The organism is Arthrobacter sp. CMU6, assembly GCF_059090205.1.
In genome coordinates this window covers 1-16,908 of record NZ_JBNHFL010000001.1, presented here as the reverse complement: position 1 = coordinate 16,908, position 16,908 = coordinate 1, and the positions used below count along the sequence as shown (strand labels likewise).

The 16,908-nt window shown below is 66.9% G+C and carries 17 protein-coding genes; 7 read left to right on the top strand and 10 right to left on the bottom strand.

Going from position 1 to position 16,908, the window contains the following annotated elements; genetic code table 11:
• The first annotated feature begins 10 nt into the window (after nt 1-10).
• The 4 genes from AC5RWD_RS00085 to AC5RWD_RS00070 all read left to right on the top strand — a co-directional run bounded on the left by AC5RWD_RS00085 (nt 11) and on the right by AC5RWD_RS00070 (nt 4,450).
• Nucleotides 11-1,654, top strand: coding sequence for a DNA repair helicase XPB (locus tag AC5RWD_RS00085; protein WP_494018089.1), 1,644 nt, complete (start codon nt 11-13; stop codon nt 1,652-1,654).
• A gap of 61 nt (nt 1,655-1,715) precedes the next feature.
• A complete protein-coding gene (locus AC5RWD_RS00080; RefSeq protein ID WP_043419482.1) occupies nt 1,716-2,429 on the top strand; it encodes a response regulator transcription factor in 714 nt (237 codons plus the stop codon).
• Between the two features lie 74 nt (nt 2,430-2,503).
• Entirely contained in the window at nt 2,504-4,036 is a 1,533-nt protein-coding gene (locus tag AC5RWD_RS00075; protein WP_494018314.1) for a sensor histidine kinase, read from the top strand.
• A gap of 126 nt (nt 4,037-4,162) precedes the next feature.
• On the top strand, nt 4,163-4,450 hold the full coding sequence (locus AC5RWD_RS00070; RefSeq protein WP_494018088.1) for a WXG100 family type VII secretion target: 288 nt from the start codon (nt 4,163-4,165) through the stop codon (nt 4,448-4,450).
• A gap of 66 nt (nt 4,451-4,516) precedes the next feature.
• Here the strand turns inward: AC5RWD_RS00070 and AC5RWD_RS00065 are convergent, their stop codons facing one another.
• The 6 genes from AC5RWD_RS00065 to AC5RWD_RS00040 all read right to left on the bottom strand — a co-directional run bounded on the left by AC5RWD_RS00065 (nt 4,517) and on the right by AC5RWD_RS00040 (nt 10,301).
• Nucleotides 4,517-5,614 carry an RNase H family protein gene (locus AC5RWD_RS00065; RefSeq protein ID WP_494018087.1) on the bottom strand — a complete coding sequence of 366 codons (1,098 nt, stop codon included), beginning with the start codon at nt 5,612-5,614 and terminating at the stop codon, nt 4,517-4,519.
• 130 nt (nt 5,615-5,744) lie between these two features.
• On the bottom strand, nt 5,745-7,373 hold the full coding sequence (groL, locus tag AC5RWD_RS00060) for a chaperonin GroEL (protein WP_494018086.1): 1,629 nt from the start codon (nt 7,371-7,373) through the stop codon (nt 5,745-5,747).
• A 290-nt stretch (nt 7,374-7,663) separates the two neighbouring features.
• On the bottom strand, nt 7,664-8,938 hold the full coding sequence (locus tag AC5RWD_RS00055) for an ABC transporter substrate-binding protein (RefSeq protein WP_494018085.1): 1,275 nt from the start codon (nt 8,936-8,938) through the stop codon (nt 7,664-7,666).
• Nucleotides 8,938-9,141, bottom strand: a complete 204-nt coding sequence (locus AC5RWD_RS00050; RefSeq protein WP_494018084.1) for a cold-shock protein — start codon at nt 9,139-9,141, stop codon at nt 8,938-8,940. Before AC5RWD_RS00050 ends, AC5RWD_RS00055 begins: the two co-directional genes overlap by 1 nt.
• A gap of 167 nt (nt 9,142-9,308) precedes the next feature.
• Nucleotides 9,309-9,947 (bottom strand): LytR C-terminal domain-containing protein, encoded by a 639-nt coding sequence (locus AC5RWD_RS00045; RefSeq protein WP_494018083.1) that lies wholly within the window; start codon nt 9,945-9,947, stop codon nt 9,309-9,311.
• A 48-nt stretch (nt 9,948-9,995) separates the two neighbouring features.
• Nucleotides 9,996-10,301: a DUF3263 domain-containing protein gene (locus AC5RWD_RS00040; protein ID WP_494018313.1), complete on the bottom strand. Its 306-nt coding sequence runs from the start codon at nt 10,299-10,301 to the stop codon at nt 9,996-9,998.
• Between the two features lie 233 nt (nt 10,302-10,534).
• On the opposite strand from AC5RWD_RS00040, the gene AC5RWD_RS00035 reads away from it, so the two are divergent.
• Together AC5RWD_RS00035 and AC5RWD_RS00030 are read left to right on the top strand one after the other, a co-directional pair.
• Nucleotides 10,535-11,323 (top strand): uracil-DNA glycosylase, encoded by a 789-nt coding sequence (locus tag AC5RWD_RS00035; RefSeq protein ID WP_494018082.1) that lies wholly within the window; start codon nt 10,535-10,537, stop codon nt 11,321-11,323.
• Nucleotides 11,324-11,338: 15 nt separating this feature from the next.
• Complete coding sequence (locus AC5RWD_RS00030) at nt 11,339-12,178, top strand: siderophore-interacting protein (RefSeq protein ID WP_494018081.1); 840 nt, start codon at nt 11,339-11,341, stop codon at nt 12,176-12,178.
• Here AC5RWD_RS00030 and AC5RWD_RS00025 read toward each other — a convergent pair.
• From AC5RWD_RS00025 to AC5RWD_RS00015, 3 genes are all read right to left on the bottom strand, one after another.
• On the bottom strand, nt 12,175-13,671 hold the full coding sequence (locus tag AC5RWD_RS00025) for a threonine/serine exporter family protein (RefSeq protein ID WP_494018080.1): 1,497 nt from the start codon (nt 13,669-13,671) through the stop codon (nt 12,175-12,177). The two genes, AC5RWD_RS00030 and AC5RWD_RS00025, sit on opposite strands and share 4 nt — an antisense overlap.
• Before the next feature lie 49 nt (nt 13,672-13,720).
• The gene (locus tag AC5RWD_RS00020) at nt 13,721-14,794 is read right to left on the bottom strand and encodes a lipid II:glycine glycyltransferase FemX (protein ID WP_494018079.1); all 1,074 of its coding nucleotides are present in this window, start codon (nt 14,792-14,794) and stop codon (nt 13,721-13,723) included.
• A 108-nt stretch (nt 14,795-14,902) separates the two neighbouring features.
• Nucleotides 14,903-15,724, bottom strand: a complete 822-nt coding sequence (locus tag AC5RWD_RS00015; RefSeq protein ID WP_494018078.1) for a DNA/RNA non-specific endonuclease — start codon at nt 15,722-15,724, stop codon at nt 14,903-14,905.
• A gap of 80 nt (nt 15,725-15,804) precedes the next feature.
• Here AC5RWD_RS00015 and AC5RWD_RS00010 point away from each other — a divergent pair, with 80 nt between their 5' ends.
• Nucleotides 15,805-16,374 (top strand): TspO/MBR family protein, encoded by a 570-nt coding sequence (locus tag AC5RWD_RS00010; protein ID WP_494018077.1) that lies wholly within the window; start codon nt 15,805-15,807, stop codon nt 16,372-16,374.
• Between the two features lies 1 nt (nt 16,375).
• On the opposite strand, the gene AC5RWD_RS00005 is transcribed toward AC5RWD_RS00010, so the two are convergent.
• A partial coding sequence (locus tag AC5RWD_RS00005) for an L-serine ammonia-lyase, iron-sulfur-dependent, subunit alpha (RefSeq protein ID WP_494018076.1) occupies nt 16,376-16,908 on the bottom strand: 533 nt, incomplete at its 5' end.

Genomic DNA, 16,908 nt, shown 5'->3' with positions numbered 1-16,908 from the left:
TTCTACCTGCGTGAATGACGGCCCCCTGATTGTCCAAAGCGACAAAACCATCCTCCTCGAAGTGGACCACGAGCAGGCGACGGAGGCCCGGCACGCCATCGCGGCCTTCGCCGAACTGGAGCGCGCGCCCGAGCACATGCACAGCTACCGCCTCACGCCGCTGGGGCTTTGGAACGCCCGGGCAGCAGGGCTCGACGCCGAGAAGGTACTGGACACGCTGCTCACCTATTCCCGCTTCCCCGTACCGCACTCCCTGCTGATCGACGTCGAAGAAACCATGTCCCGGTACGGCCGGTTGCGGCTTGAGAAGGACCCCCAGCACGGGCTGGTCATGCGCACCAGCGACTACCCGGTGCTGGAGGAGGTCAGCAGGGCCAAGAAGATCCAACCGCTGTTGGGCCCGCGCATCGACGCGGAGACCGTGGTGGTCCATTCCTCGCAGCGCGGCCAGCTGAAGCAGCTGCTGCTGAAGATCGGCTGGCCGGCGGAGGACCTGGCAGGCTACGTCGACGGCACGCCGCACCCCATCATGCTCAACGAAACCGGCTGGACGCTGCGGCCCTACCAGCGGCTGGCCACGGAGAACTTCTGGGCCGGCGGCAGCGGCGTCGTCGTGCTCCCCTGCGGCGCCGGAAAGACTCTCGTGGGCGCCGCGGCCATGGCCACGAGCTCCACCACAACGCTGATCCTCGTCACGAACACGGTCTCGGCACGGCAGTGGAAGGACGAGCTGCTCCGCCGGACCTCGCTGACCGAGGAGGAGATCGGTGAGTATTCGGGCGCCGTGAAGGAGGTCCGCCCGGTGACGATCGCCACCTACCAGGTCCTCACCACCAAGCGGGGCGGCCTGTACCCGCACCTGGAGCTCGTCGACGGCCACGACTGGGGCCTGATCATCTATGACGAGGTCCATCTGCTGCCCGCGCCGATCTTCCGGATGACAGCGGATCTGCAGGCGCGGCGACGGCTGGGCCTCACAGCAACCCTGGTGCGTGAAGACGGCCGGGAAGGGGAGGTCTTCAGCCTCATCGGCCCCAAGCGCTACGACGCACCGTGGAAGGACATCGAGGCCCAGGGATACATCGCCCCCGCGGACTGCGTGGAGGTCCGCGTGGACCTGCCCAAGGACGAGCGCGTGGCCTACGCCATGGCCGAGGACGCGGACAAGTACCGGCTGTGCGCCACGTCCGAGACCAAGACCCTCGTGGCCGAACAGCTGGTGGAGCACCACAGCGGCGAGCAGGTCCTCGTGATCGGGCAGTACATCGACCAGCTCGACGAACTCGGCGAGCGGCTGGACGCGCCGGTCATCAAGGGCGAAACCTCGGTCAAGGCCCGCCAGAAGCTCTTTGACGCCTTCCGCGCCGGGGAAATCCAGACCCTCGTGGTGTCCAAGGTGGCAAACTTTTCCATCGACCTGCCCGAAGCCTCCGTGGCCATCCAGGTCTCCGGATCCTTCGGCTCCCGCCAGGAAGAGGCCCAGCGGCTCGGCCGGCTGCTGCGGCCCAAGCAGGACGGCCGGGCCGCACGCTTCTACTCCCTCGTTGCCCGCGACACCCTGGACCAGGATTTCGCGGCCAAGCGCCAGCGCTTCCTGGCCGAGCAGGGCTATGCCTACCGGATCATGGACGCCAAGGACGTCGAGTCCTGCTGACCCAAGCAACGCACAACATACATCCAGAAAACTCCCAGATTCTGGGAGCATCATGGGAGGTATGAAAAAGAACAGCGCCGAAGCGAAGCTCCTCGTGGTTGATGATGAACCGAACATCCGCGAGCTGCTTTCCACGTCCTTGCGCTTCGCCGGCTTTGAAGTGGTGTCCGCGGGGAACGGGCGGGAAGCGCTGGCTGCCGTCGAGGCACATGCCCCCGACCTCGCGGTGCTGGACGTCATGCTTCCGGACATGGACGGCTTCACGGTCACCCGCCGGCTGCGCGCCGCGGGCAAGCATTTCCCGGTCCTCTTCCTGACCGCCAAGGATGATACCGAGGACAAGGTCACGGGGCTGACTGTGGGCGGTGACGACTACGTCACCAAGCCCTTCAGCCTGGATGAGGTGGTGGCCCGTATCCGCGCCGTGCTCCGCAGGACGCAGCCGATGCTGGAGGATGACGAGGCTGTCATCCGGGTGGACGATCTGGAGCTCGACGACGACGCCCACGAGGTGCGCCGCGGCGGCAAGGTGATCGAACTGTCGCCCACCGAATTCAAGCTGCTCCGCTACCTGATGCTCAATCCGAACCGGGTCCTGTCCAAGGCACAGATCCTGGACCACGTCTGGGAATACGACTTCAACGGTGACGCTTCCATCGTCGAGTCCTACATCTCCTATCTCCGGCGCAAAGTGGACATCGATCCCGACGCCCCGGCCCTCATCCAGACCAAGCGCGGCGTCGGCTACGTGCTGCGGACAGCAGAAAAGCGCTGACCTTGCTGGCGCGATGGAAGTCCGCGCTGGAGCGCTGGAAGTCCGCCAACCTCCGGTCCCAGCTGGTCGCCATCATGATGGCGCTCCTGCTGGTGGCCCTGGCCGTGACCGGGACGGGTGCGCTGACGCTGCTGCGCGGCTACCTTGAGGGGCAGGTGGACAACAAGCTGCGGGCCGCCGTCGACGCCGCCCAGCGGCAGCGCTCCATCTCCCCCATCGCCAACCCTGTAGTACCTACTGATTACACGGTGACCCTTTACTATCCGGGTGCCGGGCCAACGCCCATTGACGACAAGGACGACCGCCCCGACATCGCGTCCGTCTCCGTTGACGAGGCCCGCAGGAGTGATGTCCGTCCGTATCAGGTGCGCGGCACCGACGGTAAAAACTGGCGCGTGGTGGCCGTTCCCGTGGTTGTTGGCAGTGAACAGCAGCGCGCCGTGGTGGTCATCGGGCTGCCGCTGTCCCCGGTGGATGAGGTACTGCGTCACGCCACCTTGGTGGTGGTGGGTGCCGGGACGCTGACGCTCATCCTTGCCTTCTTCATTGCCAACTGGACCGTGACCAGGTCCTTCCGCCCGCTGGCCAGGGTGGAGAAGACCGCCGCCGCCATCGCCGCCGGCGACCTGTCACGCCGCGTCGATGTGGAGAACCCCTCGACGGAAGTGGGCCGCCTCGGCAGGTCGCTGAACGCCATGCTCGCCCACATCGAGGCGGCCTTCGCGGCCCGGATGGCGTCCGAGGACCGGATGCGCCGGTTTGCCGCGGACGCCTCCCATGAGCTGCGCACCCCGCTGGTGACGATCAGGGGCTACTCGGAGCTTTACCGGCACGGCGCGCTGCAGTCGCCGGAGGATGTGGCCAGCGCCATGGGGCGGATCGAGAGTGAGGCCAAGCGGATGGGCTCCATGGTGGAGGACCTGCTGCTGCTGGCACGTCTTGACGAGCAGCGGCCGCTGCAGCGCAAGCCTATCGACCTGCAGCTGCTCGCCCACGACGCCGTGGTGGACACCCAGGCCAGCGAACGGAAACGCAGCATCACGTTGACCGGCCTGCACAATGGCAGCGCCGAACCTGCGCCGGTGCTCGGCGACGAGGCGAAGCTCCGCCAGGTGATCGGCAACCTGGTGGGCAACGCACTGCGCTACACGCCCCCGGGGACTCCCATCGAACTCGCCGTGGGCGTCCGGCGGGCCGACGACGGTTCCACCCAGTCGGTCCTGGAGGTCCGGGACCACGGCCCCGGGATCTCCGACACGGAGGCGCCAAGGGTCTTTGAGCGCTTCTACCGGGCCGATACGTCCCGCACCCGGGAGACGGGCGGCAGCGGGCTGGGACTGGCGATTGTGGCCGCCATTGTCGGCTCGCACGGCGGCTCCGTCCGGGTGGAAGGTACCGACGGCGGCGGCGCAACCCTCGTGGTCAGCCTCCCCCTCCGGGAGGACTCCCCCGGGGCGGACAGCCCCGAGGCGGACGGCCCGGAGGTCGACAGCATCGGGACGTTCTCGGACAGCGTCGACGGAGACCGCAGCACCGGAAACAGGGCGGCCGGGGACAAGGCTGCGAACGGGAACCGGACAGCCGGCGGGAACCGGTTATCCACATAGCGAAACCCGCCGTGGCGGCGCCCGCCGGCGGTTCCTAGGCTCGACGTAGCGGACCGGAACAAGCCGGTCCGCCAGCCACAGCGACTGTCCTGCCGGACAGTCCCTCACGTTGTCGAGAGGCCCGCCATGAGCATCATTTCCGTCGATACCGACCTACTGCAGGTGAAATCAGCCAACGTCAGGGCGACCGTTGACCGGATCAGCGCCGACGTCCAGGCGATGAAGCACGGCCTGGACGAACTGCAGGCCACGTGGCGGGGTTCGGCCGCCACCAACTTCCAGGCCCTCGTTGCGGAGTGGACGCTCACGCAGGGCAAGGTGGAAGCCTCCCTCGCCTCCATCAACCTGGCCCTGTCGTCGGCCGCCGACACCTATGTGCAGGCGGAGCAGGGCAACGCGCAGCGCTTCAGCTGACACCGCCGGCGGCGGCTCAGGCCCGGAGCCCAGGTTGGGGCTCAGGCCCGGAGCTCAGGTTGGGGCTCAGGCCTCGGGCGTCCCCTGGTGGAACCTCAGGCGCCACTGTCCGCCGTCCAGGATCCACAGGGAACTCCGCAGGGCTGAGCCCGCACGGGAGTAGCTGCGGTAGGTCAGCAGAACCGTGTCCGTGCCGATCCGGTCGGCGCTGAGCACATCGAGGTCGACATGACCGGCCGGGCTTTCCTCGAGGGACATCATCATCGCGTCGCGGGTCCAGAGGCGCCCGGCGGTTCCGATTTCCGTGAAGTCCGGGTGCAGGAGCTGGCCCGTCCGGCCGATGTCGCTGCGGACATCCGGGCGGAGGAGCTCACGTTCCAGGGCCTCGACAATCTCTTCAGGCGTGGCGCCCGCCGCGGGTTCCGCAAATGCCTCGTCACCGAGTTCGGCGGCCCCAAGTTCGCTGAACAGGTCAGGTTCGTCTCCGAACAAAGCGGGGGTTCCGGACCCGAAGAGATTCTGGCTGCGGGCTTCACCCCGCGCCGGTACTTCGGCCGCGCTCCGGGTCGGTGCTTCGGCTGTGCTCCGGGCCAGAGTTTCAGTCGTGCCCCGGGCCGGTGCTTCAGGATCAAACAGCGAAGGGATCCCGCCCTCGCCGCGGCCCTCCTTGACGGGCCGCCGGCCTACCGCCGGTTGCGCGCCGGGGAAGCCGGGTCCTGAGCGGGCGGCAACGCCCTGCTGGTAGGCGAGGGCCACGGCCCTGGCGCGTTCGTCGGCGGCCTCGTTCAGCTCGTGTCCGGCGTGGCCCTTGACCCATTCGAACCTGTACTTCCGCCCGGCGAGCTCCCGGTCGATGTCTTTGAGGATGTCCACGTTCAGCACGGGCTTGCCGTCCGCCTTGCGCCACCCTTTGCGCTTCCATCCGGGCATCCACTTTGTCACGGAGTTGATCACGTACTGGCTGTCGCAGAGGATGTGCAGGTCCTCGTCGGGAAGGTGAGCCGTGGAGCGGAAGAGGTCCAGGACGGCCATCAGCTCACCCTGGTTGTTGGTGCCGTGCGGCCAGCCGCCGGCCCGCCAGCAGTCGTCGTTCACGTACCAGGCCCACCCCGCGGGACCCGGGTTTCCCAATGCCGAACCGTCGGCTGCTGCAGTAATCGTCACCGAACCATCCTGCCAGACTGCACGGACAAAAAGCGCACTCAACAATGCGCAGACAACAGTGCGCAGACAAAAGCGCGGCCCCCTCGGTGGAGGGGGCCGCGCTCGTTAGCCAGCTGGGAGCAGCGGGAGGCTAGAAGCCGCCCATGCCGCCCATCTCGTCGCCGCCGCCGACGGCCGGAGCGTTCTTCTCCGGCTTGTCGGCCACAACGGCCTCGGTGGTGAGGAACAGGCCGGCAATGGAAGCCGCGTTCTGCAGGGCAGAGCGGGTCACCTTGACGGGGTCGTTCACGCCGGCAGCCAGCAGGTCGACGTATTCGCCGGTGGCTGCGTTCAGGCCGTGGCCGGCGGGCAGGCCGCGGACCTTGTCAACCACAACGCCGGGCTCGAGGCCGGCGTTGAAGGCGATCTGCTTCAGCGGGGCGTCGATGGCAACGCGGACGATGTTCGCGCCGGTTGCTTCGTCGCCTTGGAGCTGCAGGTTGGCGAATGCCTTGGCGCCGGCCTGGATCAGGGCCACGCCACCACCGGCAACGATGCCTTCTTCGACGGCAGCCTTTGCGTTGCGGACAGCGTCCTCAATGCGGTGCTTGCGCTCCTTGAGCTCAACCTCCGTGGCGGCACCGGCCTTGATGACTGCAACGCCGCCGGCCAGCTTGGCCAGGCGCTCCTGCAGCTTCTCGCGGTCGTAGTCCGAGTCGGAGTTTTCGATCTCGGCGCGGATCTGGGAAACGCGGCCGGCGATCTGGTCGGCGTCGCCTGCACCTTCGACGATGGTGGTCTCGTCCTTGGTCACGACAACCTTGCGAGCCTTGCCCAGGAGGTCGAGGCCGGCGGTCTCAAGCTTGAGGCCGACTTCCTCGGCGATGACCTGGCCGCCGGTGAGGATGGCGATGTCAGCCAGCTGCGCCTTGCGGCGGTCACCGAAGCCCGGGGCCTTGACGGCGACGGACTTGAAGGTGCCACGGATCTTGTTGACGATCAGGGTGGCCAGGGCCTCGCCCTCGATGTCTTCGGCGATGATCAGCAGCGGCTTGTTCGACTGCATGACCTTTTCGAGGACAGCAACCAGTTCCTTGACGTTGGAGATCTTGGAGTTGACGATCAGGATGTACGGGTCCTCGAGGACCGTTTCCTGGCGCTCGGTGTCCGTGACGAAGTAAGCGGAGATGTAGCCCTTGTCGAAGCGCATGCCTTCGGTGAGCTCCAGCTCGAGGCCGAAGGTGTTGGACTCCTCGACCGTGATGACGCCTTCCTTGCCCACCTTGTCCAGGGCTTCAGCGATCAGGGCGCCGATTTCGTCGTCACCGGCGGAGATCGACGCCGTGGCTGCGATCTCTTCCTTGGTTTCGATTTCCTTGGCGGAGTTCAGCAGCTCAGCGGTTACGGCTTCAACGGCCTTCTCGATGCCGCGCTTCAGGGACAGCGGGTCAGCGCCGGCCGCGACGTTGCGCAGGCCTTCCTTGACCAGCGCCTGGGCCAGAACGGTGGCCGTGGTGGTGCCGTCGCCTGCGACGTCATCCGTCTTCTTGGCAACTTCCTTGACCAGCTCGGCGCCGATTTTCTCGTAGGGATCGTCCAGCTCGATCTCCTTGGCGATGGAAACACCATCGTTGGTGATCGTGGGGGCGCCCCACTTCTTTTCGAGGACGACGTTGCGGCCACGCGGGCCGAGGGTGACCTTGACGGCGTCGGCGAGGATGTTCAGGCCCCGCTCAAGACCGCGGCGTGCCTCTTCATCAAATGCAATGATCTTGGCCATAACGGCAGTAGTCCTTTCGGGACAGTCGTTAAGAAGGAACCTTGCTGCGGTGCCCGCGACGGACGATCCTTTCCGCAGGCCTCTGTACGCCTGACGGTCCGGATCTCACCCCAACCAGGTGTTTCTTTCGCTCCTTGTGCCGCCGCCGGGGTGATGCCGGTGTGAACCGGACGATCCTTTTAGCAGTCGGCACGCTGGAGTGCTAATCAATAATTAGCACTCTCCCGGGGAGAGTGCAAGCAGATGTGCCTGTTTTTCCCGCGATCGGGGGGAGTATTCGCTGCCAGCGATCAGCCGGCGGACCTGCCGGCAGCCTCGCTGCCGGTGAGCTTAGCCTTGTTATCGGCTCCGTAGGTGAACACCATGTACTTCGCGGCTGTGACGTCTCCGTTCGCATCAAAGCGGACAGGTCCCGACTCGCCGTCGTAGTCAATGGCCTTTCCGTCCCGGATGGCGGCAAGGCAGTCCTTGTACGTCGAGCAGGCGGTTCGATGGCCGGACGGCGCGGCGGACGCCCGGCTGCCGGAAGTACCGCCGGAGACGGAGATGAGCGTAGCGGCGATGGAGGCACCGGCGTCGTCCTCCGCCGCAGCAGCGGCCACGGCCGCGAGGTTCACAGCATCATAGGTCTCGGCCGCGAACGTCGTGTCCTTCAGGCCCGCGTCGACGGCGACGAGTTCAGCCTGGAAGTGCGGCGAGGGGAAGACCCCGGGCACCAGGGCGCGCGTTCCCTCCAGCGACTTCGAACCGAGGGCGGACCCGTACTGCCTGAAGGCGCCGTCGGCCAGGATGAGTTTGTTGCCGGGCAGTCCGGCGTTGGTGAGTTCGGCGATGGCGCCCTGCGCACCGTCCCGGGCAATGACGACGACGGCATCCGGCGCCGCGTCGCTTGCGGCGGCCGCCGACTTCTGGGCCTCGCCCGCCTTGAAGCCGGAAACGGTGACCGGGTCCAGCCCGCCGGCCTTGGCGGAAGCTGAGACTGCTGCAGACACGGCCTGGCCGTAGCTGCCATCCTCGAACACCACCGCGAGGCTCTTGGCTCCGGCGTCCTTGGCGAGTTTCACCAGGACAGGAGCCTGGGCGATGTCCGCCGCGGCGGTGCGGAAGTAGTAGCCGCCGCTCTTGTAGCTGCTGAGTTCCGGGGCCGTGTTGGCGGGAGAGATGAGCGTGATCCTGGCTTTGGACAGCACGTCGATCGCGGCCGGCGCGCGGCTGGAATCGGTGGGACCGATCACGACGTCCGCCTTGGCACCGGCGAGTTTCCGGGCCTGGTCGGCGGTGTCGCCGCCGGTTGCCTCCGGCAGCAGCTCGACGGGGCGGCCCTTGTGCCCGCCTGCCGCGTTGATCTCCTGGACGGCGAGCTTGGCGGCGGCCAGTTGGGCGGCGTTCAGGAAGGCCTGGGGTCCGGTGCTGTCGAGGAGCAGCCCGATCCGCAGGGTCCCGTCGCCGCTGGCTTCCACCGGGGCCGTCCGGGCGTTATCGCCGGACCCCGAGCAGGCGCCCAGCGTCAGCACGACGGCGGCGCCGCAGACAGCTGAACCCCGGAGACCTGTGCGGCGTGCCACTAGACGGGCCGGACCTTCTCTGCCTGCGGACCTTTTTCGCCTTCGCCCACTTCCAGCTCCACGCGCTGGCCCTCATCCAGCACTCGGTAACCGTCGGTCTGGATGGCCGACCAGTGCACAAAGACGTCGTCACCCGAATCGTCAACGGTGATGAAGCCGTAGCCTTTTTCCGCGTTGAACCACTTCACGGTTCCCAATGCCATGATCCCCACACTTTCAGGTTGCTTCCGTACGGCCCACGTCGGTGTGTGCCGTGAATTACTCCATGAAGCCTGCCATCACTCTATCCAGTCAGGACCTTGCAGACGCAGCAGACGCAGGCCAGCGGCCGGCAGCGGAGGCAATAGTTATTCAGGCGTAACCGGAATGGCTATTGGTAGCCGGGGCCCAGAACCACCGCAACGGGCGTCGGGAAGTCAGCACTCTCCACCAGCGTCGGAATGTTCAGCAAAGCACTGAGCGCCTCGGCGTTGGCCCTGTACGCAGCGTCCGAGTAGAAGATCACGGACTGCTGCTGGGGCGCACCCTGCCAGTTGGCCACCTCACCCAGCACCCAGCCGTCGGACTTGACTGTGGCACCCACACGTCCGGCCAGCCCGGAAGTCAGCGTGCCATTGAAAATGGCGACGGGCTGCGACTTGTCCACCGCCGCAGGGGCAATGGTCTCCGAGGTGGCGGGCTCCAGCGAGGAGGGCGAAGCCGGTTCGGAGACGGACGCCGAGGCCGAGGCGGTGGCGCTGGACGTCGCACGTGCCGACGGCGTCGCCGTTGGGCTGGCCGAGGCCGTGGAAGCGCCGGCCGCCGCGGCGGGCTGCGGCGCGAGGGCAGGCTGGAAACCCAGCTGCGGCAGCAGGAGGAAAGCAACCAGGCCGACGGCGAGCGCCCCTATTCCCACGGACAGGATCGGCCACAACTTCGGGCGCGATGGCGCAGAGACAGCGCGGTGTACGCCCTGCCGGGAGGAGACCTCAGGCACCCTGTCGAATTCGTCCCGAGCAAAATTAGTCATGGTAAACAGGCGTCCTTGTTGGTTTCGCCGGCAGTCCGGCACTGGCAGTTACGCGTCAGATCCAAGGCGGCGGGCAGTCCGGGCCCGCTGACGTGACGTACGTAGTCTACGCAATCTCTTCACGAGCATGGGGTCGTGGGCCAGCGCGTGCTCTGTATCAATGAGGGCGTTGAGGATCTGGTAGTAGTGCGTCGCGGACAGGTCAAAGAGCTCGCGGATGGCCTGTTCCTTGGCGCCTGCATACTTCCACCATTGCCGTTCCAGCGCGAGAATCTGCTGCTCCCGCTCGCTCAGTGGCGAGTCCCTGAGCTTGAAGTCATCGAGCAGCGAGCCGCCCCGCAGCCCATGCTGCAGCGCTGAATCCTGCTCCGATTCCTGCCCTGATTCCCGCCCTGGTTCCCGCTCTAGTTCCCGCTCCGCGAGGTGGTCCTGCAACGGCTCGGCCACTGCGCTCTCCTTAGCTGAATCGGGTCAAAGTACCTCCCCTATGTTACGGAGGAATAACAGCCTTGTCATTTGCGGTGCGACGGCACCGGCCCGCCGCGCCCCGGAGGACGGCACCGGACTCCCGGCATCGTTGCGGGAGAATGGACACCGTGACGGAACCTGAACCGCTCTTCGACCTCGAGCCCGCAGTGGCGGCCGGCCCGGACTTTGCGGAGCTGGCCGTGCTCCCTCTCGGCGAGCTGATGGCACCGGACTGGGCGGACGCGCTGGCGGGAGTGGAGGCCGAACTGCGGTCCGTCCTGTCCTTCCTCGCCGGCGAGGAGGCGGCCGGGCAGCGTGTGCTGCCGTCGGCGTCGAACGTTCTCCGGGCTTTCCGGCAGCCGCTGAACGGGGTACGGGTCCTGATCGTGGGCCAGGATCCCTACCCCACCCCCGGACACGCTGTGGGGCTCGCCTTTTCCGTGGACTCCGGCACCCGCCCCATCCCGCGCAGCCTGGCCAACATCTACAGGGAGCTTGAAGCGGACCTCGGCCTGCCGCCGCGGACCCACGGCGACCTGGGCGCCTGGGCGGACCAGGGTGTACTGCTGCTGAACCGGGTGCTGAGCGTGCGTGAGGGCGCAGCAGGATCCCACCGCGGCAAGGGCTGGGAAACAATTACGACGGCGGCGGTTGCCGCCGTCGTCGGCCGCCGGACAGCGGAGGGAACCACAGCGCCGCTCGTCGCCGTCCTCTGGGGGAAGGACGCCGAGAGCGTCCGCCCCCTGCTGGGCAGCACACCCGTGGTGGCCAGCGCCCACCCCAGCCCGCTCTCCGCCTCTCGTGGTTTCTTCGGTTCCAGGCCATTCAGCCGCGCCAACGGCCTGCTCAAAGAGCAGGGCGCTGGGCCCGTGGACTGGGAACTCCCGGCGTCCCGCCCAGGTACTTAGGATAGGCTTACCTGCATGACTTCCCTTCCGGCCACGACCACCGCCACAAAAAAATCCCGCCCCCAGGTCTCGCTGACTGTCCTTCGCCGGGAGCAGCTTTCCGCGCATATGGTGAGGATCATCGCCGGCGGCCCGGGGTTCGCCGATTACGTCAACAACGACTTCGTGGACCGGTACGTCAAAATCGTCTTTCCGCAGCCCGGGGTGGACTACCCCCAGCCCCTGGACCTCTGGGCTATCCGGGAAACGATGCCCCGGGAGCAGTGGCCGCACACCCGGACCTACACGGTCCGCTGGGTGGATACGGCCGCGGGCGAGCTGGCCATTGATTTCGTGGTCCACGGAGACGAAGGCCTGGCCGGTCCCTGGGCTGCCTCGGCCGAACCGGGTGACAGCCTCATCTTCACCGGCCCCGGGGGCGGATACAACCCCGATCCGGCCTCAGACTGGTACCTGCTGGCCTGCGACGAGGCCGCACTGCCGGCTGTGGCCGCCGTCATCGAATCCCTTCCGGCGCGGGCATGCGGCCTGGCCTTCATTGAGGTGGGCACGGAGGCGGACGTCCAGGAGATTGCTGCCCCTGCCGGGTTCGAGCTGGTCTGGCTTCTCCGCGGCGACGTTCCGGCCGGGGAGAGCAGCCAGCTGGTGGAAGCAGTGCGCAACGCCGCCTGGCCGGACGGCCGCGTGGACGTTTTTGCGCACGGCGAGCGCGGCTATATGAAGGGCCTGCGGGAGGTGCTGTTCCGCGAGCGTGGCCTGGACCGCAGCCAGGTTTCACTGTCCGGCTACTGGGCCAAAGGCCGCGTCGAGGACGTCTTCCAGGCCGAGAAGAAGCTGCCGATAGGCAAGATCTAGCGGCGGCGGGACCGCCGCCGCTCATTGCTGGCGAGGCTGCGCGTGAGCGGTCGTGCCAGCGTGTCACCAAGCACAATGCCGCCGGCAACGCCAAACACGATCGCCCCGGCGCTGAGCATCCCGCCCGCCCCGAGCAGGATCTCGGACTCCTCGATGGTCAGGACGTACATCGACCGGAAGATGGTGAGTCCGGGCAGCAGGATCAGACCGGCCGGCACGGCCACCACAAGCTGCGGGGCGCCCATCTTCAATGCCACCACGCGGGCCAGCAGGCCGATCACCACCGCGGCGAGCGCCGGCGAGAACCGCGGGCCAATGCCGACCGCCTCGCCGCCGATGAGGGCCAGGTGACCCACCACACCGACGGCCGCCGTCGGAAGCAGCAGCTTCCAGTCCGTCTGTTCCGTAACGCCGATCGCCACGACTGCGATGGCAACCAGGATCACCTGCACCCACAGCGGGTAGGCGGGCGGGAAGGTCTCCGTGACGTCGATGGGTTCCATGCCGATCCTGTCCCCCACCACAAACGCAACGGCGATGCCGGCGACGACGGCGCCGAAGGTCAGCAGGGTGGACAGGAACCTGCCCGCAGCCGTGACTGGGAAGCCGTTGATGGCGTCCTGGACCGAGGACACGAGTCGCCCGGTGGGAAGCAGCAGCAGAATTCCGCCCACCACCACAATGGCGGGGGCCAGCCGGATCCCAACGGGACTGCCGAACCTCCACAGCAGCAGCGCGATGACAGTCACTACAAAGGAGCAGGCCGCCGTGATGAAGAAGTCGGGCGTCCGCCAGCGGCCCAGCTTCCGGGCCACCAGGCTGATGAGCAGGTTGGAGGCGAAGGCGACGGCCGAGGCGCCGGGGCCGCCGCCGATGACGGCCACGAACACGGCCGCGAACACCGCGAACGCCACCGTCACCATCCAGCGCGGGAACGGCTTGGGGCGGCGGACGATCTCGTCCAACCGGCGGATGGCTTCGTCCCGGCCGACGCCGCCGGCCACGATATCGGTGACCAGTTGGTGGACCTGGGCAAGCCCCGCATAGTTATTCGTCCAGGACCGGACCACCCGCAGGAGGGTGATGGGTGTCTGGTCCTTGGCTGCGTAATTGATGCCCACGGACTGGTTGGTGATGTCCACCTCGATGTTTTTCAGCCCCAGCGCAGCCGTCACGGCAATGATGCTTGTTTCCACCTCAAGGGCACCGGCACCGTACCGGAACATGGATTCGGCAAGGTGCAGCGCAAAATCCATCGTCTTGCGTGCTGACTCATCGATCCCGCCCACCTGGATCGTTGGGTTGGCGTAGGGGCTCCCGGCGAGCCGGTCCACGATGCTCAGTGGCGCCGTCGGCGGATTTTCCCCCTGGACCAGGCGGCGCAGCATACGCTTGGCGGCCGCGTTCTGGTGCAGCTGCGAGGCGGTGAGGGGCTCTGTCTTAGGCAGCCCGTCCGTGTGCGGCCGGTTGGCGCCGCGGGGTTCTTTGGTCATCAGCAGCTCCCTCCGTTTCAGTGCCTTAGCCGTTCTGTGGCTTCGTGCCTCAGTAAAACTGCTGCCCGGTGCGGCGGGTGTACAGCTGCCGGGCGACGCGTTCGCCGGCAGCGATCCACGCCTTGTACTTCAGTGGGCTGATGACCTGGTCATAACAGCCGACGAAATCCGTGACCGTCTTGCTGAAGCTGGTCTTGAAAAGCCCCAGTCCGTGGAAGGGGTTTGACGTGTCCTTGAGCTTGTCGCTGGGCGGTGTTCCGCAGAAGTCGTATTCGGTGCAGCCCAGCTCCTTGAGCTGGTTGATTGCAGTCCACTGCACCAGGTGCGAATCGCCGTACTGGCTGCGCTTCTGCAGGGAACCGCCGTCCTTGTAAGTGCCCTTGCGGCCGTAGTTGATCACGAAGGCACCCACCGACGGAACGCCGTTTTCGTACACAAACAGAAGCCTGCCCTGGCCGCGTTTGATGAAGTTCGTCCAGAACTGGCGGTAGTAGTCGTATTCGCGGACCCGGACCTGTGACTTCGCCTGGACGGTGTCGGTCATCAGGGCGTACATGGCCTTGAAGTTTTCCTCGCTGGGGTCCACGTTGTGCACCTCGACGCCCTCGCGGATGGCGCGGCGGACGGCGTTGCGTCCCCGCGAGTGGAGGTTGCGGAGCAGCTGGTTCTCCTCGGGGGAAATATCCAGCAGTGCAGTGGAGTCGTTGGGCTGCAGATTGTGCGTCTTGACCAGCCCGGCCCCCTCGATGACCGCGCGGGCGGTGTCGCTGAGGATAATGTCCGGCTCGATCTTGATGGCAAAGACGCCCAGCCGTGCGCGCTTGACGAACTCAGCGTTCGCCGCGGCAATGCCGGGGATGTCCTCGACGTCCGCCACGTCCGGCCCTTTGATGAGGTACCAGAGCTTGCCCAGCACCGGGAAGCGCTTTTCCAGCACCAGGTTGTAGCTCGTGTAGTCGGCTGTTTCGTAGACAAGGTGCAGGGTCTTCCAGCCGAAGTGCTGCTTGACCTCGGCGAAGGCCTCCGACTGCAGCAGGTTTCCGCCGTTCGGATTCGCGGTGACGTGGGAGTCCCAGTTGGCAACCTCTTCGGAGGTGGCAAAGCGGGCAGTGAATTCTCGCAAGTGTGCCGTGTCCAATCTTCGCTTACGTTTCGTGCAGATGCCGGAGAAGCAGCCTCAAGTCTATCCGCCCGGCTTCGCGGACCGCTCGCCGCGGGCACGTGATCCTGGTCAGAGCCGCACCTGCCGAAGATCCGTAAGCGGAATCGCTGTGGGCCCCGGCCCGCCTTCCGGAATGCCTGCGGTGAACCGGTCGGCGCCGGCCAGCTTCGTCAGCGACATGCCGGTCAGGGCAGCGATCTGCGCAATGGCGACTTGGAAGGTCCGGTAGGGCCCCAGCGGCGGTGGCTCTTCCGCCAGCAGGCGTTCCCTGACAGCCCGGACCAGTTCCGCCGGGCCCAGCAGCGGGGACTGGTCCAGCAGGAAGCCGGCAGCGGCCAGCCGTCCATCCATGGTCCAGGCCGCGATCTTCCAAAACTTCCGGGGAATCTGGATGCCCCGGTAAGGCAGGTCACCGGCGTTGAGGACGGGCCCGGTGAAAACGCTGATCCTGGCATCGTATTGGCTGGCTTGGTTGAGCACGTGGTCCTCCAGGCCGGCCCAGAGTTCCTTGCCCTGGTTGAAGGCAGCCGCCTGCGGCGCCGCATTCGGGTAGGCGAAGGTGTCCTGGTTCGCGGCCAGTGCGGTGGTGCCGTCACCCCAGACGGGGTCCAGGCGCCGGACAAGGTGCCCCCGGTCAAGGTCGTTGTGCTGGTAAACATCCGGTCCGGTCTGCAGCCCCCGCGGCACCCGGGGGTCGTAGTGCCAGGCTCCCTCGCGTCCCAGCGGCACCAGTTCCTGTCCGCTGATGTTGACGCCGGTCACGGCTGCGAGCCTGCGTGCCGGCGACAGCCGCACCGAGAAATGCGTGTAATCCAGGAGGATCGTGGGCGCGTCCGGGCCCGGCAGGTCAAGGGCCTCGCGCAGGAAGCCGGGATCGTAGCCTTCGCCCATGGTTCCCATGGTGGCACGCCGGCCTGACAATCCGGCGTGCCCGCCTTGACTCCGGCTGTGCCCTTGGCAACTGTAGAGCAATGGAAAGCGTGGACCGCGGGCCAGCCGCGGAAGCCGGAAGAGGCAGTAACGGGAATGACGGCGCGCAGCCCCAGCGGCGGCGCACCGCCGTCGAACTGGCCGCACTCCTGGCCTTCCTGGCGGCCAGCGCCCTGGTGGCCTGGCTGGGTTCGCAGGCGACCATCAGCAACGTCACCGGCTGGTATGCGGCGGCCGACAAGGCGCCGTGGTCCCCGCCCAACTGGGTGTTCGGGCCGGTCTGGACGGTGCTGTACACGGCCATGGCCGTGGCGGCCTGGCTCGTTTGGCGGAGCCGAAGCCCGGACCGCCGTGCTGCCCTCATCGTTTACGGCGTGCAGCTTGCTTTGAACCTGGCGTGGACGCCCGTCTTCTTCGGGCTGTATCCGGTGTGGGGTTCGGCCGCGCTCTGGGTGGCCTTGGGCATCATCATTGCCCTTGCGCTTGCCGTCGCCGCCACGGTGCTGCTGTTCGGGCCCATCCGCCGCACCGCCGGCCTGCTGATGCTGCCCTACCTGTCATGGGTCATCTTCGCCACGAGCCTCAACCTGTGGGCGGCCACCAACAATTAGGTCAGCACTCGACGACGTTGACGGCGAGGCCGCCCATGGCTGTTTCCTTGTATTTGGAGCTCATGTCCTTGCCGGTCTCGCGCATGGTCACGATGACCTCGTCGAGTGAGACCCGGTGCGAGCCGTCGCCCCACAGCGCCATCTTCGCGGCATTGATGGCCTTGGCGGCGGCGATCGCGTTGCGTTCGATGCAGGGCACCTGCACCAGCCCGCCGATCGGGTCGCAGGTCAGGCCCAGGTTGTGTTCCATGGCGATTTCCGCGGCGTTCTCCACCTGCGCCGGCGTGCCGCCCATGACCTCGGCCAGGCCGGCCGCCGCCATCGACGACGCCGATCCCACCTCGCCCTGGCAGCCCACCTCCGCACCGGAAATGGACGCCTGTTCCTTATAGAGCACCCCGACGGCGCCCGCGGCGAGCAGGAAACGCACCACCACATCGTCCCGGTCCTCCTGGCTGGCGTTCTCCATCCCGGGGGCGAAATGCAGCGCGTAGTAGAGGACCGCCGGGATGATGCCCGCCGCCCCGTTGGTCG